Source organism: Propionivibrio sp. (assembly GCF_041441355.1).
Lineage (GTDB): Bacteria > Pseudomonadota > Gammaproteobacteria > Burkholderiales > Rhodocyclaceae > Propionivibrio.
The window spans coordinates 1-24,777 of record NZ_JASDTF010000003.1; the positions used below are offsets into that span (position 1 = coordinate 1).

General features: G+C 65.7%; 25 protein-coding genes and 1 tRNA gene. 8 read left to right on the plus strand and 18 right to left on the minus strand.

Annotation, left to right across the window (positions count from 1 at the left end; translation table 11 throughout):
- A partial coding sequence (locus QMB55_RS00195; RefSeq protein ID WP_497586638.1) for a conjugal transfer nickase/helicase domain-containing protein occupies positions 1-1,092 on the plus strand: 1,092 nt, incomplete at its 5' end.
- 26 nt (positions 1,093-1,118) lie between these two features.
- Here the strand turns inward: QMB55_RS00195 and QMB55_RS00200 are convergent.
- The gene (locus QMB55_RS00200; protein WP_003282197.1) at positions 1,119-1,418 is read right to left on the minus strand and encodes a helix-turn-helix domain-containing protein; all 300 of its coding nucleotides are present in this window, start codon (positions 1,416-1,418) and stop codon (positions 1,119-1,121) included.
- Here QMB55_RS00200 and QMB55_RS00205 point away from each other — a divergent pair.
- On the plus strand, positions 1,375-2,151 hold the full coding sequence (locus tag QMB55_RS00205; protein WP_497586639.1) for a substrate-binding domain-containing protein: 777 nt from the start codon (positions 1,375-1,377) through the stop codon (positions 2,149-2,151). The genes QMB55_RS00200 and QMB55_RS00205 overlap by 44 nt on opposite strands.
- 199 nt (positions 2,152-2,350) lie before the next feature.
- On the opposite strand, the gene QMB55_RS00210 is transcribed toward QMB55_RS00205, so the two are convergent.
- From QMB55_RS00210 to moaA, 15 genes are all read right to left on the minus strand, one after another.
- Complete coding sequence (locus tag QMB55_RS00210; protein ID WP_497586640.1) at positions 2,351-3,439, minus strand: IS5 family transposase; 1,089 nt, start codon at positions 3,437-3,439, stop codon at positions 2,351-2,353.
- An 85-nt stretch (positions 3,440-3,524) separates the two neighbouring features.
- Positions 3,525-5,378: a tyrosine-type recombinase/integrase gene (locus tag QMB55_RS00215; RefSeq protein WP_497586641.1), complete on the minus strand. Its 1,854-nt coding sequence runs from the start codon at positions 5,376-5,378 to the stop codon at positions 3,525-3,527.
- A 238-nt stretch (positions 5,379-5,616) separates the two neighbouring features.
- Positions 5,617-5,690: transfer RNA gene (locus QMB55_RS00220), tRNA-Gly, on the minus strand.
- 61 nt (positions 5,691-5,751) lie between these two features.
- A complete protein-coding gene (gene purT / locus QMB55_RS00225) occupies positions 5,752-6,984 on the minus strand; it encodes a formate-dependent phosphoribosylglycinamide formyltransferase (protein ID WP_497586642.1) in 1,233 nt (410 codons plus the stop codon).
- Between the two features lie 151 nt (positions 6,985-7,135).
- Positions 7,136-8,263, minus strand: a complete 1,128-nt coding sequence (modC, locus tag QMB55_RS00230) for a molybdenum ABC transporter ATP-binding protein (protein ID WP_497586643.1) — start codon at positions 8,261-8,263, stop codon at positions 7,136-7,138.
- A gap of 2 nt (positions 8,264-8,265) precedes the next feature.
- Entirely contained in the window at positions 8,266-8,937 is a 672-nt protein-coding gene (modB, locus tag QMB55_RS00235) for a molybdate ABC transporter permease subunit (protein WP_497586644.1), read from the minus strand.
- 13 nt (positions 8,938-8,950) lie between these two features.
- A complete protein-coding gene (gene modA / locus QMB55_RS00240) occupies positions 8,951-9,712 on the minus strand; it encodes a molybdate ABC transporter substrate-binding protein (RefSeq protein ID WP_497586645.1) in 762 nt (253 codons plus the stop codon).
- Positions 9,709-10,290, minus strand: coding sequence for a molybdopterin adenylyltransferase (gene mog, locus QMB55_RS00245; protein ID WP_497586646.1), 582 nt, complete (start codon positions 10,288-10,290; stop codon positions 9,709-9,711). Before mog ends, modA begins: the two co-directional genes overlap by 4 nt.
- A 10-nt stretch (positions 10,291-10,300) precedes the next feature.
- Positions 10,301-11,563: a molybdopterin molybdotransferase MoeA gene (locus tag QMB55_RS00250; RefSeq protein ID WP_497586647.1), complete on the minus strand. Its 1,263-nt coding sequence runs from the start codon at positions 11,561-11,563 to the stop codon at positions 10,301-10,303.
- Positions 11,564-11,606: 43 nt separating this feature from the next.
- Entirely contained in the window at positions 11,607-12,248 is a 642-nt protein-coding gene (gene mobA, locus QMB55_RS00255; protein WP_497586648.1) for a molybdenum cofactor guanylyltransferase, read from the minus strand.
- A complete protein-coding gene (mobB, locus tag QMB55_RS00260) occupies positions 12,245-12,754 on the minus strand; it encodes a molybdopterin-guanine dinucleotide biosynthesis protein B (RefSeq protein ID WP_497586649.1) in 510 nt (169 codons plus the stop codon). Before mobB ends, mobA begins: the two co-directional genes overlap by 4 nt.
- A 323-nt stretch (positions 12,755-13,077) precedes the next feature.
- Positions 13,078-13,530: a molybdenum cofactor biosynthesis protein MoaE gene (locus QMB55_RS00265; RefSeq protein ID WP_497586650.1), complete on the minus strand. Its 453-nt coding sequence runs from the start codon at positions 13,528-13,530 to the stop codon at positions 13,078-13,080.
- 3 nt (positions 13,531-13,533) lie between these two features.
- Positions 13,534-13,773 carry a MoaD/ThiS family protein gene (locus tag QMB55_RS00270; RefSeq protein ID WP_497586651.1) on the minus strand — a complete coding sequence of 80 codons (240 nt, stop codon included), beginning with the start codon at positions 13,771-13,773 and terminating at the stop codon, positions 13,534-13,536.
- Complete coding sequence (gene moaC / locus QMB55_RS00275) at positions 13,770-14,300, minus strand: cyclic pyranopterin monophosphate synthase MoaC (RefSeq protein WP_497586652.1); 531 nt, start codon at positions 14,298-14,300, stop codon at positions 13,770-13,772. Before moaC ends, QMB55_RS00270 begins: the two co-directional genes overlap by 4 nt.
- A 114-nt stretch (positions 14,301-14,414) precedes the next feature.
- Positions 14,415-15,440, minus strand: coding sequence for a GTP 3',8-cyclase MoaA (gene moaA, locus QMB55_RS00280; RefSeq protein WP_497586738.1), 1,026 nt, complete (start codon positions 15,438-15,440; stop codon positions 14,415-14,417).
- Between the two features lie 261 nt (positions 15,441-15,701).
- Between moaA and QMB55_RS00285 the strand changes: the two genes are divergently transcribed.
- The 3 genes from QMB55_RS00285 to pssA are packed head-to-tail and all read left to right on the plus strand — an operon-like array spanning position 15,702 to position 20,240.
- Entirely contained in the window at positions 15,702-16,529 is an 828-nt protein-coding gene (locus QMB55_RS00285; RefSeq protein ID WP_497586653.1) for a substrate-binding domain-containing protein, read from the plus strand.
- A 12-nt stretch (positions 16,530-16,541) separates the two neighbouring features.
- Positions 16,542-18,788, plus strand: coding sequence for an EAL domain-containing protein (locus QMB55_RS00290; protein WP_497586654.1), 2,247 nt, complete (start codon positions 16,542-16,544; stop codon positions 18,786-18,788).
- Between the two features lie 36 nt (positions 18,789-18,824).
- Positions 18,825-20,240 carry a CDP-diacylglycerol--serine O-phosphatidyltransferase gene (gene pssA, locus QMB55_RS00295; RefSeq protein WP_497586655.1) on the plus strand — a complete coding sequence of 472 codons (1,416 nt, stop codon included), beginning with the start codon at positions 18,825-18,827 and terminating at the stop codon, positions 20,238-20,240.
- A 38-nt stretch (positions 20,241-20,278) separates the two neighbouring features.
- Here pssA and QMB55_RS00300 read toward each other — a convergent pair whose 3' ends face one another.
- Positions 20,279-21,052 carry an N-acetylmuramoyl-L-alanine amidase gene (locus QMB55_RS00300; RefSeq protein WP_497586656.1) on the minus strand — a complete coding sequence of 258 codons (774 nt, stop codon included), beginning with the start codon at positions 21,050-21,052 and terminating at the stop codon, positions 20,279-20,281.
- The gene (locus QMB55_RS00305; RefSeq protein WP_497586657.1) at positions 21,049-21,420 is read right to left on the minus strand and encodes a DUF1840 domain-containing protein; all 372 of its coding nucleotides are present in this window, start codon (positions 21,418-21,420) and stop codon (positions 21,049-21,051) included. The genes QMB55_RS00300 and QMB55_RS00305 overlap by 4 nt, the downstream gene beginning before the upstream one ends.
- A gap of 143 nt (positions 21,421-21,563) precedes the next feature.
- Here QMB55_RS00305 and pepE point away from each other — a divergent pair, with 143 nt between their 5' ends.
- The 3 genes from pepE (at position 21,564) to QMB55_RS00320 (ending at position 24,676) form a co-directional block, all read left to right on the plus strand.
- Positions 21,564-22,277, plus strand: a complete 714-nt coding sequence (pepE, locus tag QMB55_RS00310; RefSeq protein WP_497586658.1) for a dipeptidase PepE — start codon at positions 21,564-21,566, stop codon at positions 22,275-22,277.
- A gap of 124 nt (positions 22,278-22,401) precedes the next feature.
- Positions 22,402-23,613, plus strand: coding sequence for an MFS transporter (locus QMB55_RS00315; protein WP_497586659.1), 1,212 nt, complete (start codon positions 22,402-22,404; stop codon positions 23,611-23,613).
- 178 nt (positions 23,614-23,791) lie between these two features.
- The gene (locus QMB55_RS00320) at positions 23,792-24,676 is read left to right on the plus strand and encodes a DMT family transporter (protein WP_497586660.1); all 885 of its coding nucleotides are present in this window, start codon (positions 23,792-23,794) and stop codon (positions 24,674-24,676) included.
- The last annotated feature ends 101 nt before the right edge of the window (positions 24,677-24,777 follow it).

Sequence of the window (24,777 nt, forward strand, 5' to 3'; positions counted from 1 at the left end):
AAGCATGCGCTGCAACGCAAATTGCTCGACGGCTTGCGCTACCTGCTCAAGGAAGAATTCAAGTTGAACCAGGCCGGCCCGGCGGACGGCTGGCTGACCCAAGACGCCCTGTGGCTGGTGAGCAAGACCGTCTCCGACAAGCTGCGCGCACATCTGCTGTCGCAGGGCATCGACGGCATCCCGGCGAGCAATACGGCGGTGTTCAACGTGCTGCAGGATCACGGCATCGTGCAACCGACGCCGGATGGCAAGGCGATCTGGAAGGCTGCGGTCACCAGCGAGGCCGGCTGGTCGCACGCCTTCACCTTCCTGAAACTCTCGCCGGCGATGATCTGGGATGCCGCCGACCGGCCGGCGCCGTTCGCAGGCCGTGTGCAGGTCGAAGAGGAACAAGCGGAGCCGACGCCGCAGGCGCCGGCGGTGGCCGATGGGCCGCGCGCGGAAGGCATCGAAGCTGCATCCGCGAGCACGGCGCCGGTCGCATCCGCAGCCATGGACACCGGCGTGGCCGCGCTGCTCGACCTGCTGGGCGACACCGCTCCACCCACGGCACCGGAGATCCCGAGTTCCCCTGTTGCCGAGCCCGAGCCGGCCCCTTCGACCGTGCCCCCGCCGCAGATGGGCCTCGCGCCTTCCCAGGATCGCGCGGAGCCCTCCGGGGCGCACTTCATGGCCTGGCTGCGTCAGAGCATCCAGACGCGCAAGCTCATCATCAACGACGCCAAGGCCCTGGTGCATACCGTCGCCGGTACGACCTACCTCGTCAGCCCCGGCGTGTTCCAGCGCTACGCGCAGGAGTACCTTCAAGTCGCCGCGCTGGCCAAGCAGGAGAAGCTGGAGGGGTGGCAGTGGGTACAGAAGCGCTTCGAGAAGCTGGGACAGCACCGCAAGCAGCCGAGCGGGCTGAACATCTGGACCTGCGAAGTCACGGGGCCGCGCAAGTCGCGCCGGCTGCACGGCTACCTGCTCGTCAGCCCGGATGCGCTGTTCCAGGAGACGCCGCCAGACAACCCATACCTGCGGCTCCTCAACGAGGCCGCAAAGCGCGAAGATTCAGCCCTTGGGGGCAAGGACAACGACGATCAGGGGTAGGCGTGCGGCCGCTGCGCAGGCCGGCTTCAATCCGCGGATGGGGCCGACTCTGCCAGCTTGGCTTCGGTCAGAGTCATCAAGTGGGCGGAACTGCATTTCAGCGCACGGGCGATCTTGAGGATGAGGGGGAGCGTGGGGACATGCTCGCCGCGCTCGATCTTGCCCATGTGAGACCGCTCGATGCCGGCCATGTGAGCCAGCGTTTCCTGAGCGATACCCTGGTTGGTTCTCTCTTCCCGCACGGCAGCCCCAAACGCGATGGCTGGTTCCGCTTCGTAGGTAGTGGTGCCGGTGGGGCGGCCCCTTTGGATCGAACGCTTTGGCATTGCCAAGAGCGTCGAACACGGTCACGATTTAAACCACGTTAAACTTAACTCATTCAACGGCTTCGAGATCAGTTGCCACGAGTTCACCGCCTGGGGGGAGCTGGACGTGGAATCGAGTGACATCACCGCCGAAATTCGCATGGCCGTCCTCGGCGAATGGGTGCCTCCCCAGCTCGCCGACGTGCTCGCCCTGCAGCGTGCCGAAGAGCCGGAGACTCATGCCGTCCTGGCCGGATGGACAGATCCCGTTCGAGGCGCGGAGCTGCCGGGCGACGGCTTCGACTTCGCCTTGTCTGCGGTTGCCCGGCAGTGGCCTGGCTGGGTATGCGAGCCGCTGTGGCATGACACGCTGGCGGTCGCCGTGGCCAAGCGCTCCCACCTGCTGGCCTACCGTGAAGTGCCGTGCGAGGAAGTGCTCAAGCAGCCCTTGATCTGCTCGCAGTCCACGGCCGATGAACCATGGCGCATGACCGTGCAGCGCGTGTTCGAGAACGCGCTGCAGGAGCGGGAGCAAACGGTGGAGACATTCGATGTGGCGATGACGCTGGTTGCCGCCGGGTACGGGATCGCCATTGCGCCTGCCGCGAGACTGGCGAGCTACCTACGCCGAGGCATCGCCGTGCGGCCGCTGGCCGGCGCACCAACGATCGTGATGGCTTACCTGCTGCGCCGCAACGCTTCCTTGTCGGACACCCAGGCAAGATTCGCCCGCCGCGCGCGCTTGGTGTCCTGACAGATACGCCGGGATCGCGGTTTCGCCACGATCCCGCATTCCTGCTGCTAGCAGCCTGTTGAAAATTGGCCTGATGGAGCGTCTGGAACGCTCCGCAGAGCCTCTTTCGCGCTTCTCAAACGTTTCGCAAACGCATGTCGAGCTCTGAACAAGCCCGATTCTCGGGCTTCCGGGCGCACCTTCCCCACGGAGGCCGCCATCACGCGGCCCCCGCGGCGATCAGCTTCGGCAGGCGGACGAGGTTGCTCGCCGCCATCGCCAGCTGAAACAGCGCCTCGACTTTCGCCATGCCACGCTGCTTGACCTGGCGCATCCCGGCGGCCGCCTTGAGCCAGCCGAAGTGCGTCTCGATCCAAGCGCGCGTCCGCAGGCTGATCGCATACCCGGCGTGTCGGGTGGTGCGGCCATCGATGGCGCTGCGGCGGTTCGAGGTGTTCTGCGCGACGTGAGGGGTGACACCCGCTGCCCGGCAGCCGGCTACGAAGTCGGCGGTGTCGTACCCCTTGTCCGCGGCGAGCGTTCGTCGTCGCCGACCGCGTAGCGAACCCAGCATCGCCAAGGCCGCGTCACGCTCACCATGGCCGCTGGCATGCGTGACGCGCGCTGCGCGGACAAGGCCGCTCCGATGCTCCATGAGCACATGGGCTTGGTAGCTCAGCTGAGCGCCGGTGTTGCCTTTGCGGTAGAGCCTTGAGTCGGGATCGCTCGTCGATGCGTGCGTGTCGTTGCGGCGCTTCCGACCCTTGAAGTCCGGCTGTGCATTGCGGTGCCCACCGCTCGGCGGGTCATTCGGACCTTCGTCCTTCGGCCGGAAGCTCTTGTGCGAGGCCCACGCCTGCAGCAGCGTGCCGTCGACCGAAAAATGCTCGTCCGACATCAGGCCTCGCTTCTCCGCCAGCCGCACCACCTCGGCCAGAAACTCGCTCGCCACCTCGCTTCCGTTCAGCCGATCCCGGTTCTTTGAGAACACGGAGTGATCCCAGACCGGCTCGTCGATCGCGACACCAACGAACCAGCGGAACAAAAGGTTGTAGTGGAGCTGCTCCATCAGCATCCGCTCGCTCCGGATCGAGTAGAACAGCTGCAGGAGCTGGGCCCGCATCAGCTTCTCAGGCGCGATGGAGGCGCGCCCGGTATCGGCATACAGCGTTGAGAACAGTCCGCTCATGCGCCCAAGCGCCTCATCGGCCAGCTGCCGAATGAACCGGAGTGGATGGCTCGCCGGAACGAAGTCGGCGAGCTTGGCGACCGTGAACAACGATTCCTGAGTTACGTCTGCACCACGCATCGCGAGGCCTCACTATGGCTGAGGTCGGTATCGCAAACGGGGCGCCGGAACGCAAGCTCTGGCGCGGGAGAACTTCAACAAGCTGCTAGGCAACCACGACTCGCGGCAGGGTCCATTCGCTTTCCTTCACGGCTGTGCTCACGGCCATGACGAGCTTGTCGAGATTGCTGGCCGTCACGCCCTCCAGTGCCGAACGCCCCCGCAGCATCGAGCGCGGTTGCAGCAGTGCATGGTAGATCTGCCAAGGGTCCGCACCCCTGGTCAGCTTCAGGACGGACTGGATCAGCTCGTGCTTGAGTGGGTCGAGGTGCCAGTCCGGCACGCGCTGGCCGCGGTTGCCTACGTTCAACGCCAGCAAGTTGCCCGCCTTGATCTCGTAGCTGATCCACCTGCGGGATTTGCCTGCCATCTTGGCAAACGCAGCGACGGGAAGGTTGTGCGGCGCCTCGAAGACATCGAACAGTTCCATCCTCTCGCGCTGAATGTCCGAAGGCACCAGCGGCGCGGCCGATCGAGGGGGCGGAACCGCCGGCAGCCGATGTGCGGCGGCAGAAACCAACGGCATGGCGTCACCCGGCTTCGTCACGAGCAGGATTGGCGAAGCGGCAACCGGCGTGGAGGGGGCGCTTGCGGTTTGCTCATTCGGGAACGCGGGTACGCCTTCCAGATGCACGGTGAGCGGCATGCTGGCTGCCTCGACCTGGTTCTGCTCGAAGAGGTCGAGCCGATCGGCCCAGTCCTGCATCATGCGGCGACGCTGCTCCACGTACTCGGCATGGTTGTAGGTCGCGCTGACCTTGTTGGGATCGACATGCGAGAGCTGTGCATCCACCCAGACCTTCGGGTAGCCGATCTCGTTGAGCGCAGTGGACATCGTGCCGCGGATGCCGTGTCCGGTCAGGCGTTCCTGATAGCCCATGCGCTTGAGCGCACCATTGAGCGTGTTCTCGCTGATGCGCTTCTTCAAGTCGCTGTCGTGCCGGAACAGGTGGCGCTGGGCCGGCTTGAACTCATCCAGCAGGTGCCGGACGATCTCCATGGCCTGAATCGACAGCGGCACGATGTAGGGCGGGATGTCCTTTGGCTGCTGCCGCTTCTTGCGCATATCCAATTGGAGTTGCTTCACGACGTCGGGCGGGATGATCCACAGCCCACGGTCCAGATCGAATTGATCCGGCGTCGCCTGTCGCAGCTCTCCGGTTCGCACGCCGGTCAGCAGCAATAGCCGCAGCCCGAGCTGGGTCTGCCGCCTGCCGCGATAGCTGCGTAGCCGCTGCAACAGCTTCGGCAGTTCGGCCATGCGCAGGAACGGGTTGTGGTTGACGGGTGGCAGCGGCAGCGCCACCACATCGAGATCGGAGGCAGGGTTCTGCTCCAGGCCCGGCACGATCACCAGCGCGTAGCGGAACAGTTGGTTGAACCACGTCCTGACTTTCTCGGCGACGGAGAGCGCCTTGCGCTTCTCGATCTTGGCGATCACCTCCAAGAGGTCGGGACGCTTGATCTCATAGACCGACCGCTTGCCCAAGGCGGGCAGCACATCCTTGTCGAAGATGCGCGGAAGTATCGAGAGGGTCGTCTGCCGGCCTTCCTTGAGGCTGAGCCCGCGATGCTTGAGCCACTTGCGATACACCGCCTCGAAGGTGTTTTCGTCGGCGAGCCGGACAGCGGTGCGCTTCTGCTTGCGGTGAACGCGAGGATTGGTGCCTTTGGCCAGCAGGGCGCGCGCTTCGTCGCGCAGGCTGCGGGCCTCGCGAAGCGTCACCTCCGGGTAGGTGCCGAGCGACATCCGCTTCTGCTTGCCCGCCCAGTAGTAGCGGAAGTGCCAAGTCCTGCCCCCTGCAGCCGTGACGGCCAGGGAGAGGCCATCCAAGTCAGGGAGGGTGTATGCCTTGCCAGTTGCCTTGGCCTGTCGAACGGCCAGGTCTGAGAGTGCCATGCTCTTGCTCCTGAACATGAGTCAGGAACCAGATGCTGGTCACGTCGACCTCGCCCCTCCATCAACAATCCGGAATCAGCCGCGCCCACAAAAATGGACTTGTTTGTGGACTTGAAAGTCCCGGCTGTAGGCGGATCGCAGTGGACTACGGCAGACCGTCAAAGAGAGGAAAAGTCTTTGTGCGGCAACGACTTGCAGACTCTCTTGGACTTCTGCGGAAGTCCGCAGATTGATACAGTGGAGCGGGCGAAGGGAATCGAACCCTCGGCATCAGCTTGGGAAGCTGAGGTATTACCATTATACGACGCCCGCGAAGGCGCCCATTCTAAGCGCTCCGGCGCCCAGGTTCAATCTTTCGTCCGTGTTTTTCTGCTCACGCCGCACGCGGCTTGACGCAAGCGGCAGCGGTGCGCGCGCGTTGGCGCGCCGTGTCGACGTCGTCTGCGGCGGCAACAGCGACGCCCATGCGCCGCTTGACGAAGCTCTCGGGCTTGCCGAACAGGCGCAGTTCGCTCTGCGGTACGGACAGGGCCTCGGCGACGCCGTCGAACACGAGTTTGGCCGCATCGACACCACCATAGATCACCGCCGAGGCGCCAGGGCTGCGCAGCTCGACATCGACCGGCAGGCCCAAGATGGCGCGCGCGTGCAGCTCGAATTCCGAAAGGCGCTGGGTGGCCAGGGTCACGAGACCGGTGTCGTGCGGACGCGGGCTCACTTCCGAGAACCACACCTGGTCGCCGCGGACGAACAACTCGACGCCGAAGAGGCCGCGCCCGCCCAGGCTGGCGGTGACCTTGGCCGCGATCTCGCGCGCCTTCTCCAGCGCCACTGCGGACATCGGCTGCGGCTGCCAGGATTCGACGTAGTCGCCGTCGACCTGATGGTGGCCGACCGGCGCGCAGAAGTGCGTTTCGATCGCATCGCCCGCGCCGCAGGCGCGCACGGTGAGCAGGGTGATCTCGTACTCGAAGTCGATGAAGCCCTCGACGATCACCCGCCCCTGGCTCACGCGCCCGCCCTGCATGGCGTAGTCCCAAGCACGCGCCACGTCGTCCGGGCCGCGCAGCAGCGACTGGCCCTTGCCCGACGAGGACATCGTCGGCTTGACGAGGCAGGGGTAGCCGATGCCCGCATCAATGGCCGCCTGCAGTTCAGCGAGCGAGCCGGCGAAGGCGTAGGGCGAGGTGGGCAGGCCGAGTTCCTCGGCGACCAGGCGGCGGATGCCCTCGCGGTTCATGGTCAGGTTGGTCGCGCGGGCGGTGGGGATCACCTCGGCCAAGCCCTCGCGTTCGATTTCGAGCAGGAGTTCGGTGGCGATGGCTTCGATCTCGGGCACCACGAGCTGCGGTTTCTCTTTTTCGATCAGCGTGCGCAAGGCCGCAGCATCGGTCATCGACACCACGTGCGCACGGTGCGCAACCTGCATCCCCGGCGCGTCGGCGTAACGGTCGACAGCGATGGTTTCGACGCCCAGGCGCTGCAGGGCGATGATCACTTCCTTTCCGAGTTCGCCGGCGCCGAGCAGCATGACGCGGGTGGCGGCAGCACCGAGCGGCGTGGCCAGGCGGGGCAGGGGGAAAGACGGACGGGCGGGGACGGACATGGACGGCTCCGGAAATCAGGAAAACAGGGGCCACCAGCCGATGGCTAGCGACTGAGGGCTGTGGCGGGATGCTGGCGACGCCCGGGTGTGGATCCGCAGCGCGGGGCGTCGATCGGGGGCGGATTGTACCAGCCGCCCGCCCTGCACAGGCTCACCCCCCGCGCTGCAGGGCGACGCTCTTGATCTGGGCGTACACCCGCTGCCCGACCGCCAGACCGAGCTGGCGCGCCGAGCGCCGGGTGATGCGGGCGAGCAGGTGGCTTGCGTTTCCTTCAGTTTCGCCAAGGCGCAAGCGCAGGTCGACCCGCCCCGGCGCGCTTTCCTCGGCCATGGCCTCGATGCGCGCCGGCAGCACGTTGAGGATGCTCGAATCCGGCGCCGCGCTCAAGGCCAGGCTCACGTCGCGCGCCAGGACGCGCGCCCGTACCCGCGCACCCAAGGGCCGCGTCAGGCGGCCGACCCACAAAAAACCGCCGGGAAAATCCAGGCGGGTAAGCGCATCGGCGTCGGCGTGCTCGCCGATCGTCGCCTCAAGCGTTGCACCGGCCTGTTCGGCTTGCGCCAAAGGCAGGTCGAGGCGCGCCTCGATGGCGTGCAGGCGGTCGCTGGCCAGCACCCGGCCGCGCTCAAGCAGCACCACGTGGTCGGCGAGCCGCGCCACTTCGTCGAAGGCATGGCTGACGTAGAGCAGCGGCACCTCGAGCACGTCGTGCAGGCGCTCGAGGTAGGGCAGGATTTCCTGCCGGCTCGTCGCGTCGAGCGCCGACAAGGGTTCGTCCATCAGCAGCAGACGCGGGCTGGCGAGCAGGGCACGGCCGATGGCCACGCGCTGCCGTTCGCCGCCGGAAAGCGCGCCGACCTCGCGCCGTTCGAGCAGGCGTTCGAGGCCCAGCCAGCCGACGACGGTGTCGAGGTCGAGTTTGGCGCCGACTCGACGCTCGCCGGGTGGAATGCGTTTCTGCCCGAATTCGAGATTGGCGCGCACCGAGAGGTGCGGCAAGAGGCTCGCCTCCTGGAAAACGTAACCCAGCGCGCGGTGATGCGTCGGAACGAAGACACCTTTCTCGCCTTCGTCCTGCCAGACCTCGCCATTGACGCTCACCCGTCCGCGGGCGCCACGTTCGAGCCCGGCCAGGGCGCGCAAGAGCGTCGTCTTGCCCGAACCCGAAGGTCCGAACAGCGCACTCACCCCGTGTCCGGGCAGGGTCAGGTCGACGTCGAGCGCGAACTCGCTACGCGCAAGCTCAAGCCGGGCGACGACGCCTGAAGGCGGAGACATGCTCATGCCCGTACTGGCCGCGGCTGCAGCGCGTAGAGCGCAAGCAGGACAAGGAAGGAGAACACCAGCAGGCCGCCCGAAAGCCAGTGCGCCGGCGTGTAGTCGAGCGCCTCGACGTGGTCGTAGATCTGCACCGAGACGACGCGCGTCGCGCCCGGGATGTTGCCGCCGATCATCAGCACCACGCCGAACTCGCCAACGGTGTGCGCGAAACCGAGCACCAGCGCGCTCAGATAGCCCGGCCGGGCGAGCGGCAGGACGACGCTGAAGAAGGTGTCGAGCGGCCCGGCACGCAGGGTTGCGGCCGTTTCCAGCGTGCGCTCGGGGATCGCCGCGAAGGCGGTGACCAGCGGCTGGACGACGAAGGGCAGGGAGTAGATCAGCGAAGCGACGACCAAGCCGGAAAAAGTAAACGGCAAAAGACCCAGGCCCAACGCCTCGGTCAACCGGCCGAACGGTCCTTGCGGGCCGAAGGCGACGAGCAGGTAGAAGCCGATCACCGTCGGCGGCAAGACCAGCGGCAAGGCGACGACGGCGTGCACCGCGCCCGTCCACCGGGCCCGGCTGCGCGCCAGCCACCACGCCAGCGGCGTGCCGAACACCAGCAGCAGCGCGGTGGTCAGCCCGGCCAGCTTGGCAGTCAGGACGATCGCGGCGAGGTCGGCGTCGCTCATGCGTTTTCTGGCTTCAGAAACCGTAGCCGTAAGCGGCGATCACCCGCCGCGCTGGCTCGCTCTTCAGGTAGTCGAGGAAGGCGCGAGCGGCGGCGTTGGCTTCGCCGCGCTTGAGCAGGGCCGCGTCCTGGCGGATCGGCGCATGCAGCTCAGGCGGAACACGCCAGGCCGAGCCCCCGGTCAGCTTCCCGTCCTGCCAGACCTGCGACAAGGCGACGAAACCGATTTCGGCATTGCCGCTGGCGACGAACTGGTGCGTCTGAGCGATGTTCTCGCCCTGCACGTACTTGTCCTGCAGGCGCGTGTACAGACCGCGCGCCTCGAGCACTTCGACCGCCGCCGCGCCGTAGGGTGCGGTCTTCGGGTTGGCCAAGGCCAGGTAACGGAAAGGCCCGGTATTCAGGATCTCGCCCTTTTCGTCGACCACTCCGGCCTGTGCCGACCACAACACCAACCGCCCGACGGCGTAGGTGTAGCGACTGCCGGCGACGACCTGGCCTTCCTTCTCCAACCGCTCGGGCGTCGTACTGTCGGCCGAAAGGAAGACTTCGAAGGGCGCGCCATTGACGATCTGCGCGTAGAGCTTGCCGGTGGCGCCCGACGAGACGCGCAGCGTATGCCCGCTGTGGCGGGAAAAATCCTCGGCAATCTTTCGCAAGGGCACGGCGAAGTTGGCTGCCACGGCAACCTGCACTTCGGCGGCCTGGAGCGAGGCGCTGCACAATCCGGCAAACACGATGACCATAACGGCCGGACGGAAATGCATGCGTTTCATGACGAGACGCCTTTCTTGGCGGCATGTTTAGGACGGAAGGTCGCGCACACTGCGGGATCGCTCTCCAGCCAGGCGCCATCGATCAGATCCAGACAATACGGGATCGCCGGGAAAACAGCGTCGAGGCAGTCATCGATCGCCGATGGCTTGCCAGGCAGGTTGACGATCAGGCTATGTCCGCGAATGCCGGCGGTCTGGCGCGAAAGAATCGCGGTCGGGACGAACTTTAGCGACGCGGCCCGCATCAATTCGCCGAAACCGGGAAGCATCTTGGCACACACCGCTTCGGTTGCTTCGGGCGTCACGTCGCGCGGCGCCGGGCCGGTGCCGCCGGTGGTGACGATCAGGCTGCATCCCTCGACATCAGCAAGTTCGATCAGCGCTTTTTCGATTTCGGTCTGCTCGTCGGGGATGACCCGCGCCACGGCCGCCCATTCGCTGCTTAGCGTGCGCGCAAACCAGGCGCGGATCGCCGGTCCGCCAAGGTCCTCGTAAACGCCCTGGCTGGCGCGATCGGAGACCGTCAGGATGCCGATTCGTGCGATGGAGGCAATGGGGGTGATGGGGCTTGCACTCATGCCTTTTCCTTTACGTTTCCAGACCCAGTTCGGTCTGCAATTCGCCGCCGTCGAGCAATTGCACGCGCACCGTGTCGCCCGCCGCGTGCCCGGACAACGCCGCCGAGACGACCAGCAGGGCGTCAGCGCGGGCCATCGACAGCAACACGCCGCTGCTCTGGGTGCCGGTCGGCGTCGCGAGCAGCGTGCCGTCGGCGTCGCGGCCCAGACCGACGCGAACGAATTCGGTGCGCCCCGGGCGGATCTTCACCGGCGCGGTCAGGCGCGCGGTCAGCGTCCGTTTGTACCGGCGTTCCTGACCCATCATTTGGCGCAACGCCGGCAGGACGAATTCCTCGCAACAGACCATGCTCGACACCGGATTGCCGGGCAGGCCGAAAACCAATTGGCCGCTCGCGCTGCTGCCGAAGGCCAGCGGATGCCCGGGGCGCATGGCGACGCGCCAGAAATGCATGCTAACCCCAAGCTGCGCCAGCACCGGCCGCACGTGGTCGTGCACCCCGACCGAGGAGCCGCCGGAAACCAGCAGTACATCGAAATTCCCTCCCTCCAGGCCCTGGCGCAGCAGACGGGCAAGGTCTTCGGGATCGTCGCGCGCAATCCCCAAGCGCACCGCCTCGCAGCCCAAGGCTTGCACCTGGGCGAGCAGGGCGTAGCTGTTGGAGTCGGGAATGCGCACGGGATCGAGCGGTGCCTCGAGCGCCTCGAGTTCATCGCCAGTCGCCAGCACGGCGACGCGCGGACGACGATAGACCTCGACCTGCGCGCATTTCGCGGTTGCCAGGATGCCCACCACGCCGGGCGTGATCAAGGTTCCGGGAGACAACAGCACTTGTCCGCAGTGCATGCCTTCGCCACGCCGACGGATGTCGTTGCCGGCCTCAACGCGCTTCCTGCATTCGACCCGCCCGTCGGGCAGGCTTTGCGTATCCTCGACGCGCAGTACTGCATCGGCGCCCGGCGGCACCGGCGCACCGGTCATGATGCGGGCGCACTCGCCTGCCTCCACGCGGCACCGGGGTCGATCCCCGGCCTTGATGTCCTCGAGCACGGTTAGCACTGCCGTCCCCGTCGCCAGATCGGCGCTGCGCAGCGCGTAGCCGTCCATCGCCGAAACGTCAAACGGCGGCTGGTCACGATTAGCCCGCACTTCGGTCGCCAGGACGCGGCCCTGCGCCGCCTCCAACGGCACGGACTCACTCATCCCCAGGACCGCGTGCTCAAGCACGCAGGCCAGGGCCGCATCGACGCTCAGAAAAGTTTCTTCGCTCAAGCCTTGCTCCTTAATCCTATTTCCGGTGTTCCTGCCGTTGAGGTCAGAAATTGTTTTGCACCTTGTCCGTCAGTGAAAAACCATACTTTCGCACATCCTCCGGAGTGTCGAGATCGACAAAGACCTTTTCCGCCGCCCCCAGGTCCGCCGCGTCGACGTACCGCACGCGCAGGCCTTCAAGCATTGCGCGCAGACTGCGCCGGCCGTCGGGCTGGGCCGTGAGTTCGTCGATCCGGGTGAGGCAGGACCGCGAATAGAAAGCCACCAGCGGCTGCGCCACACCTTCGCTGCACGGCACCACGGCATCGACGTCGTTCCGCAACTCCGCCAAACGGAGGATCGTGGCCGGGTCGATGAAGGGCATATCGACCGCCAGGGCGAACAACCACGGCGTCGAACAAACGCGCAGTCCGCCTTCCAATCCGGCAAGCGGCCCCATCAATGCCGGATCGTCGAAAACCTGGGGCCAGCGAATCTCGGCACGCGGCGCACGAACACTGACCAACAATTGTGCAAAGAACGGCTGCAAACGATAGGCCAGTTCATCGACCAGCGGCTGTGCGTTCATTGCGTTATTTGAATTCGTTGAATTCAAGGCCAGGGTCGCTTTGTCCTGCCCCATGCGTCGCGATTCGCCGCCGGCGACGATCAGAGCCGTGCAATCGTCGAGGCGAACCCCGCTCATTTGTCTGAGCGGGCGCTACGCGCCAGCAGGAAGTCGGCAACCTCGCCGACCGCATCGAGGGCGAAGCGCGGTAATTCCGGATAAACCTCACCGACGTCGGTCACCAGCGCGATCAAACCATCGTCGAGGGCGCAACGTGGCGTCGGGTTATGGGCGCGTCGCAGAACCTCGATTTTTTCACCCTGTGCCTGCGAAAAACCTTCCGCCAGCACCAGATCGGCTTCGCCCAGGAAACGTTCGGCCAACTCGGCGGGTTCGCGTCGATCAACGGCTTCGGCAACCAACTGCAAGCCACCCGTCGTTAATAACAGGCTGAGCTTGGCGCCGGCCTGGGTGTAACGCCAGCTGTCCTTGCCACTGTGATCGAGTTCGACCTTGTGATGCGCGTGCTTGATCGTTGCCACGCGCAGACCGCGACGATCGAGTTCGCCAACCAGGCGTTCGACGAAGCTTGTCTTTCCTGCTCCCGAGTGGCCGACAAAAATGAAAAGCGGTGGTTGAGGCATGGTTTCCTGCTTTCGGTTTTCTTTGTTTTCTTCCCCTGTGGGCTTGCTGCCGTCGAATTCCTGCGGCCAGGGTGCAGCCCATCGGTTTTTAATAGTTTTTTTATATATAACAACTACTATTGTTTACTCACAGACAATCCTGTGTATAACTTTTTAAAACCATTTAAAAACAAAACTGTAAACCCTAAAACCGGATCTGTAAGGAAGGTGTATTACGCTGTGGATGAGTTGTCACAACTTACCCACAGATTTGGGCTTAAGAGGCTGTTTACAATTCATCCACAGGTTCTGCGCCTGGTTTTCCCGTCCACATTCAGCCTGGCTCAAGGGTGCGGAGTAACCCAGGTTTCGCCTTCGGGCGTGATTTCTTTTTTCCAGATCGGAACTCGGGCTTTGAGGGTGTCGATCAGCCAGCGGCAGGCGTCGAATGCGGGGGCTCGATGTTCGGCAGCGGCGGCGATGAAAACGATGTTGTCGCCGGCCTGGACGGTTCCCAGGCGATGTACGAGACGGGCGTCGATCAGTGCAAAGCGTTCGATGGCTTCGTCGCGCAAGGCTTCCATTTCAGGGACGACCATGCGCGCATAGGCGTCGAAACTGATTTCGCGTACCGCCCGGCCTTCGGAAAAATCGCGGGCGCAACCGACGAAGCTGGCGATGCCGCCGATCCGTGGCGAAACGTCGCGCAAGGCGCGCAGTTCGGCATCGACCGAAAAATCGGCGTTCTGGACACGAACCGGAGCGTTTTCTTCTTTCGTTTCTTTTGCGGCGTTCACACTTCAACCTCCAGAAAACCGCGACATGAAGACGACTTCGGCACCGTCTTCGAGCGGGCGTTGAGCGTCCCTTTCGTGGCGGCCATCGATGGCCATCAGCGAAACCAGGGCGAACGCCTCGGGATAGCGCGTGGTGAGGTGTTCGCGCAGGCTGCCGAGCGTGAGTCCGGGCGAAGTTTCAAGCTCAAGCGCTGAAGTGCCGGCACGTTCGGCCACCGGACCAAAAAACAGAACCTTGATCATGGCTGGGCCTCGGACGTTGCAAGGCCGGGATTCCGCCGCCAAATGCCGCTTTTGCCGCCGCGTTTTTCCTCGAGTTGGACGTTTTCGATGCGCATCCCGCGGTCGATCGCCTTGCACATGTCGTAGACGGTAAGCAACGCGACGCTGACGGCGGTCAAGGCTTCCATTTCGACCCCGGTCTGACCGACGCAGCGCACCCGCGCTTCGACTTGAAGACTGGCTTGTCCGTCGGCGTCGAGCTCTGGATCGGGATGAAAATCGATGTCGACGCCCGTCAGCGCCAAGCCGTGGCAGAGCGGGATCAGGTCGGAGGTGCGTTTGGCGGCCATTACCGCGGCAACGTCGGCGACCGCGAGTACGTCGCCCTTGGCGATCCGGCCGGACTGGATGCGCTCAAGTGTGGCTGCCTGCATGCGAATGCAACCGCGGGCGACGGCCAGGCGTTCGCTGTTCTCCTTGCCGCCGACGTCGACCATGCGGGCGCGGCCGGTCGGAGAAAAATGGGTCAGGTCCTGCGTTTCGTTCACGGCGGATCCTCTGCTGGAAAGGTGGCCCCTGTTGCACGCTGCTGGCATTGTCGCGCAGCGGGCGGCAAGGGGATTTGATCGATCTTCAAAATGGCGGGGCCGGTTCAGGGGCATTTATCCGCCGATATAGGACATCTCGATGCGTTTTCCGTTTGCTGGCGCTGCCGTCTCCGCGTGGCGCAGCGCCGAGTAACGGTCCTGGCGTGCGCGCCAGGTGTCGGCGATCCGTGCAGCCAGGTCAGCATCGTCGGCGCCGCGGCGTAAAGGATCGCGCAGATCGGTACCGGACGTGGCAAACAGGCAGGTGTAGAGTCGTCCATCGGTCGATAGGCGCAGGCGTGAACAGGCGCGACAGAAGGCCTGGGTGACCGAGGCGATGACGCCGATTTCGCCGCCACCGTCGGCGTAGGCCCAGCGTTGCGCAACTTCGCCGTGGTAGTTGGGATCGATGGCGAGCAGCGGAAATTCGGCGCCGATGCGCGCCAGCACTTCGTGGGCCGGGACGACTTCGTCCAGACGCCAGCCGTTACTGCTGCCGACGTCCATGTATTCGATGAAGCGCACAATCACGCCGCTGTGCCGGAAATGCTGCGCCAGCGGGACGATCTCGTGTTCGTTGATGCCGCGCCGGACGACCATGTTGACCTTGAGCGGCGTCAGTCCGGAAGCCTGGGCGGCGGCAATGCCTTCGAACACGCGCGCCACAGGTACCGGGCTGTCGGACATGCGCTGGAAGGTAGCGTCGGAGAGCCCGTCCAGGCTGACCGTGAGGCGCGTCAGTCCGGCGTCGCGCAAGGCCGAGGCCTTGCGCCCGAGCAGGACGCCATTGGTGGTCATGGCGATCTCAAGCGCTTTTCCATCGGGTGTGCGCAACGCGGCCAGCTGTTCGATCAGGCGTTCGAGGTCGTGGCGCAACAGGGGTTCGCCGCCCGAAAGGCGCAGCTTGCGCACACCAAGATCGACGGCGATCCGCGCCAGACGGGTGATTTCCTCGAAGGAGAGGAGTTCGGCACGGGGCAGGAAGGCGAAATCCTTGCCGAAGACCTCGCGCGGCATGCAATAGGTGCAGCGCAGGTTGCAGCGGTCGGTGACCGAGATGCGCAGGTCGTGCAGCGGCCGCGCCAGGGTGTCGACCGGCATGGCCGTGCTTGGGGTCGAACCGAAGGACTGCTGTGTACTCACTCCTGCCTCCGCGCTTTCGGGATGCAAACGATGCGAACGATTTTCGTCTGCCCGATTCTAGCAGGAGCAAGGCGCTGGCCGCACGCGAGGCATCGGATGCCTCTGACCCCAGACGAGAGGGCTTGCACATGCAGAAAAATACCGTCCGCCATGCCCAGTAATGGAACTATGTCCTACAATCTGAATATCGAGAATGCATGTCTCAACGGGAAATCCACCGTGCCATCGTTTCTGTTCAAGTTCGATCGCTTTTGCCGTGCGGGGTTCGCGCTGCTGCTGGTCGCGCTGTCCTTGAGCACTGGCGCAGAGACCCTACGGATCAGCGGGACCGGGGACGCGTTGGGGGCCTTGACGCTGTTGGCCGACGCCTACATGCGCCAGTCCCCCGAGCGGAAGGTCAAGGTGATCCCCAGCGTCGGCAGTACCGGCGCGATCAAGGGGGTGCTGCGGCAGCGTCTCGAAATTGGCGTCACCTCCGGCCCGCTCAAACCCGAGTATCGCGAGCAGGGGCTAAGGGACATCCGTTATGCCGCGACGCCGACGGTGATCGTGGTGCGCCCGGAACAGGGCATCGGCGCCTTGAGTCGCCAGCAGCTGGCCGACCTCTACTCGGGCCGGACCTCGACCTGGCCTGACGGGACGCCGGTGCGGCCGATCATGCGCCGACTGAACGAAAGTAACGTCGAAAAGGTGATGAGCCTTTCACCGACGGTGCATGACGCCTTGAAAGCCGCGTCCCAGCGTGAGGGCTTGTCCTACGCCAGCAGCGATCAGGAAATGGCGGACCTGACCGAACGCATTCCCGGGGCGATCGGCATTTCGACGCTGGGGATGGTGCTTTCGGAGAAGCGCCGTTTGGTGCCGCTGACCCTCGACAAGGTGGCGCCGACGCCGGAAAACGCAGCCAAGGGCCTGTACCCGATCGCCAAACAGCATCATCTGATCATCCGCGAACACGCCTCGGACGATGTGCTGCGCTTCGTGAAATTCATCCGCTCGGAGGAAGGTCAGGCGATCCTTCGCGCCCACGGCCATTGGATTCCCTGAGCGACGGCCGGTATGCCAACGCCTTCCTACCACCGCCTGCAGCAATCGCTGACGCAGTTCGCCGGGGCTCTTGCCGTCCTGGTTGCGGTGAGCCTTCCGCTTGGCTATGGCAGCGCGGTGTACCGTGATTTCAACGACGACCTCGAATTCAAAGGCAAGATGAAGGTGATCGCGGTCGAGGCGTTGATCGTTTCCCGCCCCGAAACCTGGATGCTGACCGAAAAACGCGTCCGCGACGCCCTCGAACGGCGCCCGGAGCTCGAGCGTTTCGAGCGGCTGCAGGTTTTCGACCTTGAGCGGATGCTGGTCGCCGAGGCCGGAGAAGCACCACTGACCCCGGTGGTGCAGCGCAGCTTCGAACTGCACGATGCCGATCGGGTGACCGGATTCCTCGAGTACGAGGTGTCGTTGCGCTCGACGCTCGTGAAGATCGGTATTTCCGTGCTGATCGGTGTCGGTTTGGGCTTCCTGGTGTTCTTGACCTTGCGCGTTCTGCCGCTGCGCGTCCTGCGCCGGGTGATGGATGCCCTGCACACCGAAAAGGAACGCGCCGAAACAACCTTGGGCGCAATCAGCGACGCCGTTGTCACCACCGACGCCGAAGGTCGCATCGAATACCTCAATCCGACCGCCCAGTCGTTGTTCGGCGTGGGCATGGCGGCGGCGCGCGGGCGGCCGCTGGGCGAGGTGGTGCGCCTGTTCGACGCGCAGAGCGATGCGCCGCTGGCGGCGGCGCTGCACACCGCGCTGGCCGAACGGCGTAGCGCCTCCTGCCAGGGGCGGAGCGAAGTCCGTCGTGCCGATCAGAGCCGCCTGGCGGTCGAGGAACGGGCGGCGCCGATTTTCGACGCCGACGGAAAACTGACCGGTGGAGTCATGGTCTTGCGCGACGTCAGCCTCTCGCGCGAAATCGATCAACGCCGTTCGTGGGAGGCGACCCACGATCCCTTGACCGAGATCTTCAACCGGCGCGAATTCGAGAATCGCGTCCGCCTTGCCCTGGCCGAGCTGCAAGCGAGCGGCCAGACGCAGGTCGTCTGCTACATGGACCTCGACGGCTTCAAGGTGGTCAACGACACCTGCGGGCACGCTGTCGGCGACCGCCTGCTGGTCCAGTTGGCGCAGCTGATCCGTTCTCACATCCGCGAATCGGACACGCTGGCGCGCCTTGGCGGCGATGAGTTCGGTGCCCTGCTGGTCGGCTGCGACCTCGAGCGGGCGCGGGTGATCGCCAGCGAACTGATCGCCGCGGTCGATGAATACGTGTTCGTGAGCGACGGCAAGCGGTTCTCGGTCGGCATCAGCATCGGCCTGACGCGGATCAGCGCCGATCACGCCGGGATCACCGAAATCATCGGCGAAGCCGATTGCGCCTGCTACTGGGCCAAGGCGCAAGGCCGCAACCGGGTCTGCGTCTACCAGGCCAGCGACATGAAGCTCGCAGCACGGCGCAGCGAGACCGGCTGGGTGCCGCAGATCAACGCGGCGTTCGAGGAAGGGCGTTTCCAGCTGTATTACCAGGACTACCTGCCGCTACACCCGGAAAAGAACGAGCCGGAACGACAGCATTTCGAGGTGCTGCTGCGCATGATCGGGCGGGGGGGCGAGATCATTCCTCCCGGCCGCTTCCTGCCCGCCGCCGAACGCTTCAACCTGATCCACGCCATCGACCGCTGGGTCATCGCCACCCTTTTCGCCGCCTATCCGCGGCTCAAGGCCGAACGCGGCGGCGCGCCATTGACCTGCTGCATCAACCTCTCCGGGGCCTCGCTCAACACCCCGGACTTCATCGACTTCGTGCGCCAGCAGGCCGAGCTGCATCAACTCGAACCCGGGGCCGTCTGTTTCGAGCTGACCGAGACGGTCGCTGTACACGACATCCAGGTGGCGGCGGATTTCGTCCTGGCGTGCAAGGCGATCGGCATTCGCTTCGCGCTCGACGACTTCGGCACCGGCAGCAGCTCCTTCGGCTACCTGCGCCACCTCCCGGTCGATTACCTGAAGATCGACGGCGGTTTCGTGAAGGACATCGAGCACGACAGCGTCGATTTGGCGATGGTCGAGACGATCAACCGCATCGGTCACATCCTCGGCATGCGCACCATCGCCGAGTATGCCGAGAACGACGCGATCATCGCTCAGCTGCGCGAAATCGGAGTCGATTACGCGCAAGGCTACGGCGTTTCGCTGCCGATGCCCCTGGTCGCGCCGGGCGGGATGCAGATCCTCCCCAGGGACGAAGAAGCACGCCGCCGTTAAGGGCGGCGGCAGGCAAAGCCGGTATAATCAGCCGCCGTGAAACCCTTGCCCCTCGATCCCCTGAAAAACTCCACTCTGGCCACGGCCTGGCAACGCTGGCGCGCCCACCTTGGTGCCCCCAGACGCCTGTCCGAACTGCCCAGCCTGCCGGTTCCGGCACGCGACGTGCAGACCCTGTCCGGTCCCGAGGCCTATCGACAGACGCTGCTCGAGCTGATCGCGGGCGCCGAGCGGCGCATCCTGATCGCCGCCCTTTACCTGCAGGACGACGATGCTGGCCGCGAAGTGCTGGCCGCGCTCTATGCCGCCAAAAAAGCGCGCCCGTCGCTCGAGATCGCCGTCTTCGTCGATTGGCACCGCGCCCAGCGCGGCCTGATCGGCAAGGCCAAGTCGGAAGGCAATGCCGCGCTGTACCGGACGCAGGCCGAACGCCTGGGGCCGGGGGTGACGGTCTATGGGGTGCCGGTGCAAAGGCGCGAGTTCCTTGGCGTGCTCCACCTCAAGGGCTTCGTCATCGACGACCAGGTGCTCTACAGTGGCGCCAGCCTCAACGACGTGTACCTGCAGAAGCACGGCCGCTACCGGCTCGACCGCTACCACCTGATCCGCAGCGCGGCGCTTGCCGACAGCCTGGCGGCGCTGCTCACCGACGTCTTCCTGGCCAGCCCTGCGGTGTGTCCGCTCGACCGCGCGACGCGCCCGCAGACGGCGCAATTGCGCCCGGCGATTTCGGAGTTCCGGCACGAGCTGCGCCGCGCCCGGTACACCTTGCCCGACGCCTCCGCGCCACGCGGTGCCGACGAGGTTGATATCACCCCCTTGCTGGGCCTGGGCCTGCGTCGCAACGAACTCAACGCCGTCCTGCTCGAACTGGTGCGCCGTGCCAAACGGCGCCTGATTCTGCTGACCCCGTACTTCAACCTCCCGGGGCCGCTGCGCCGGGCGCTCGACCGGCAGATCCGCGCCGGTTGCCGCATCACCGTGGTGGTCGGCGACAAGACGGCGAACGACTTCTACATCCCGCCCGACGAGCCGTACAAAACGATCGGTGCCTTGCCCTACCTCTACGAAGCCAACCTGCGCCGCTTCTGCCAGGCGCATCGGCGGGCGATCGAACGCGGCCAGCTCGAGATCCGGCTCTGGCGGCACGGCAACAACACCTACCACCTCAAGGGTTTGCTGGTCGACGACGACTACGCGCTGATCACCGGCAACAACCTCAATCCGCGCGCCTGGCGGCTCGACCTCGAGAACGGCCTCTTGATCCACGACCCGAAGAAACTGCTGCGTGCGCAGCACGAGGCCGAACTGGCGCGCATCCTCGAGTACACCGAGCGCGTTTCCGGGCCCGACAACCTGGAGTGCGTCGACGCCTACCCGGCGCCGGTGCAACGCCTGATGCGCCGTCTGGCGCGGGTGCGCGCCGACCGCTTGGTCAACCAGATGCTCTGATCCGGCGGCGCCGATGCCTCGGCGCCGTGATCAACCAATCAACGCCCGTACAGGCAGGCCGCGATCCCGGTGGCGATGGCGTCGGCCATGCGTGCCTGGCGTTGCGGGTCGCGCAGCTCGAGTTCCTCCTCGCGGTGCTTGATCACCCCGGCTTCGAAGAGCACTGCGGGCAGCGTGGTGCGGTAGAGGACGACCAGGTTGTCGTAGTAATGCACTGCATTGGCCACGTCGGCATAGGGGCGTGGCCGGCCGGGGATCGAGTCGGCGTGGTGCGTTGCGGCGACGAAGCCGAGGCGGCGCAGGCGGCTACCAATCGCCGAGGCGCAGCGCAGGCTGGTTTCGAGGTCCGGGCTGCGCCGCGAGACGAAGAAGGAGAAACCGCGGTGCGTGTCGCTGTAGGTCTGCATCGACCCGTCCCAATCCCATTCGACGAGCAGGTGCGGCTGCACCGAATCGTGGTGGATCGAGAGGAAGAAATCGCTGCCCAGGGCCGCCTGCGGCCGGGCCTGCAGGCTTTCGATGCGCCCGTCGGCGTTGACCGGACGCAGCGCCAAGCCGCGTTCGACGAGCGCCACGCCAACCTTCTCGGCGAGCTCGCGGTTGAAGTCGAATTCGCCGCGTCCGCGCGCACTGATCGCGCCGACCGCGGCGAGGGTGTGCCCGACGTCGACGGCGACCGTGGCTGCGGCAGTCGTTTGCGCCGAAGTTGCTTCGGCGGCCGACGCGCTGCGTGGGGTGATGCTGGCGAGGCAAAACGCGAGGAGGGCGAGTCCGCCGCAAAGCCCTCGGCGTAGGCGGTGCAGGCGGCTCAAAAGTCGTGCTCGGCTTCCCAGAGGACGAAACCGCCTTCCTTCTGCGTCCATTCGAGCAGGTTGATCAAGGGCTGGGCGCGCTGTCCGAGGCTGACGCCGATGCGCCCGGCTTTGCGTGCTTCGGCGTGTTCTTCGTCCTCTTCACGTTCGTCGACGCCGTCGCGCTGATCCTGCCGCTCGCCGCTCTGCTGGGCTTGGCGGTCGTCCTGCACCGCCTGACGCAGGCGGGCGATGGCGGCGGGCAGTTGCTCGGTGGTGAACACGCCGCGCGCCGTGCATTCCTTGCCGACGATCTCGAACAGGCGGCGGGCATGCTCGGCGAACATGATCATTTCGCCGGAGGTATTCGATGTCAGTCTGACCAGCATTTGAGTCTCCGGACGTGTGACGGGAAGGGGCCTTTTCGCGGGCGCGGAACGCCGCGTCGCAGTGCTCATTCTAGCGCGCCGCGCGGTGTTGACCGCAGCGTATCCGCCGCTTATGGTGCTGACATTTGGCCCGGGAAACCGCCATGCGCCTTCTTCTTCTCAGCAACTCCATGCGCGAAGGCATGGGTTACCTCGAACACGCGCGCCAGCCGCTCACCGACTTCCTGGTCGGCAAGGTCGAGCGCCTCCTGTTTGTTCCGTATGCCGCGGTGACGCGCAGTTACGACGACTATCTGGCGCTGGCGACGCCGATCTTCGCCAGCCTGGGGATCGCCGTCGACGGCATCCACCACGCGGCCGATCCGGTCGCTGCGGTCGAAACCGCGCAGGCGGTGATGATCGGAGGCGGCAACACCTGGAAGCTGCGCCGTACCCTGCACGATCACGGCCTGCTGCCGGCGATCGCCGCGCGCGTCCGTGCCGGGGCGCCTTACGTCGGCTGGAGCGCCGGTTCGAACGTCGCCTGCCCGACGATCATGACCACCAACGACATGCCCATTGTCGATCCGCTGGGCCTCGACGCATTGGGTTTTGTCCCTTTCCAGATCAATCCCCACTACCTGCACGGCAACCCGCCCGGCTTCAAAGGCGAGACGCGCGAGGAACGCATTCTCGAGTTCCTGGCCATGAACCCGCAGCGCACCGTCGCCGGCTTGCGCGAGGGCGCGGGCTTCCGGGTCGAGAATGGCGCCATCGAGTTGGTTGGCGACGCCGATTGCCGCGTCTTCCGGCACGGCCAGGCGCCGCTCGAGCTTTCACCGGGCGACGACTGCGCCTTCCTGCTGCGCGCCGGCTAAGGCTCGCATCTCTCTCCAAGCGGAAAATCCAGTCTCTGCCGGGTGCGCCGTGGGCGCGCCCGGCGTATGATGTCGGATTCAGTGGCTTAGTGGCCTCGCCGTCGGGGCGACGACGCGTGTTCACATGCTCTGGCTCAGACTCTTCCTTCCTTTCGCGGGCGCTTACTTTCTCTCCTACCATTACCGGACGGCGAACGCCGTCGTCGGGCCGGTGCTCAGCGCCGAACTCTCGCTTGGCGCGGCCGACCTTGGCCTGCTCACCAGCGCCTATTTTCTCGGCTTCGGCCTGGCCCAGCTGCCGCTGGGGGTGTTTCTCGACCGTTTCGGCGCGCGCCGCGTCGAGGCCAGCCTGCTGCTCATCGCTGCGCTCGGGGCGACGGTCTTCGCCAGCAGTCCCGACATCGCCACGCTGACCGTCGGCCGCGGCCTGATCGGGCTGGGCGTCTCGGCCTGCTTGATGGCCTCGTTAAAGACCTTCTCCTTGTGGTTCCCGCCCGAACGCCAGGCCTCGCTGGTCGGCTGGATCATGACCGCCGGGACGCTCGGCGCGCTCGCCGCCGCGACCCCGCTCGACCTGGCGCTGCGCGTTGCCAGCTGGCGTGAAATCTTCTACGTCCTGGCGGCGGTGACTTTGGGCATGGCTGCCTGGCTCTGGCTGGCGGTGCCCGAAAAATCCGGTCAGCCCAAACCGCCGCCCTTCTCCGAGCAATGGGTGGGGGTGCGCGCGGTGCTGGCCAGCCGCCATTTCTGGCGCTTCGCCCCGCTCGGTTTCGCCCAGATCGGCGGCTTCATGGCCGTGCAGAGCCTGTGGTCGAGCGCCTGGCTGATGCAGGTGAACGGCTACAGCCGTTCGCTCGCCGCCGAGCACCTGACGGCGATGAGCGTGGCGATGATCGTCGCCTACAGCCTGATCGGTCTGCTCGCCACCCGGCTGGCGCGGCGCGGCGTCGGCAGCGCGACCCTGCTCGGCGGCGGAATGACGCTGGCGTTGGCAACGCTGCTCTTGATCATCACCGAGGCGGTCGATCAGCATTACCTGCTGTGGATCGCCTATGGCAGTTTTTCGAGCTTCGGCACGCTGGCCTACACCGCGACTTCGGCAGGCTTTCCGGTGGCGCTGTCCGGACGCGTCAATTCGACGCTCAACCTGATGGTCTTTGCCGGTGCCTTCAGCTTGCAGTGGGGGCTCGGCGTGCTCATCGACCTCCTGCTCGCCGCCGGTCGCAGTGCCGCCGACGCGCATCGCGCCGCCTTCGTCGCGCTCTTCGTACTCCAGCTCGCCGCTTCCCTGTGGATGCTGGCCGGTGCCCGCAAGGGGCGCAGCGCAAGCGTCTGATAACGGGCCTGAACGCACCAGTCGACGCGGCATCCAGGCCGGCTGCAGGGCGCGTCCACAGGCGCTCGCAGCGGCTCATCGGACGTGTCATAATCGTTCGCACCCGGCCTCGAATCGACTCCGGTTCGTCCTTCATCCGGCGCGGGGCGGCCCCGCCCCCTCTTTGCGAGCACGTTCCATGGTGCAGGCGACCCCTGCGATTTACGGCAAGCTCCTGCTGACCGCCTTTTTCTGGGGCGGTTCGTGGATCGCCGGTCGTGTCGCCGTGCAGGAGGCCTCGCCGTTCGCCGTCGCCAGCTGGCGCTTCTTCATCGCCGCGGTCGCCCTCGGCCTGCTGCTCCTGCACCGCGAAGGCCGGCCGCGCTGGACGTCGGCGCAGTGGGGCTGGATCAGCGCGCTGGGCCTCTCCGGCATCTTCCTCTACAACATCTTCTTCCTTTACGGACTGCGCCTGATCGAGGCCGGCCGCGGAGCCTTGGTCGTCGCCCTGACGCCGGCGGTGATCGCCCTTGCCGACGCGCTCTTCTTCCGCGCCGCGTTCTCCTGGCGCCGCGCGACCGGCGTCGCCCTGGCGCTGTTCGGCTGCCTGCTGGTGGTCACCGACGGCAGCCCGGCCCAGCTGTGGTCGGGCGGGGTCGGGCGCGGCGAATGGCTGATCATCGGCAGCGTGTTCACCTGGGTGGTCTTCACCTTCATCGGCCGTCGCGCCGGCGAAACACTCTCGCCCCTGGCGCTGACCTTCGGCGGCTGCCTCACCGGCTGCGTCATGCTCGCCGCCGCTGCGCTGATCGAAGGCTCGCTGTTCGATTTTTCGGCGACCACCTGGCGTGGTTATTCGAGCATCGTCTTCCTCGGCCTGCTGGTCACCGCGGCCGGCTTCACCTGGTATTCCGAGGCGCTCACCAGCCTCGGGCCGACGCGCAGCGCGGTGTTCATCAACCTGGTGCCGCTCTTCGCCGTCCTGCTCGGCGCGTTGCTGCTCGACGAGCGTCTCGCTGCCGGGGCGCTGGCCGGCGGCGTCTGCGTGGTCGCCGGGGTGTGGCTGACCAACCGCTATCGTTAGCCGCCGGCCTTGCGGCCGGGCGGCCCGCAGCGCGCTTTTTTGCTTTAATGAGTGGACGCAGCCTTCCGTGCGGAAGGTTTTCCTGCTCGGCGCGTTCGGTG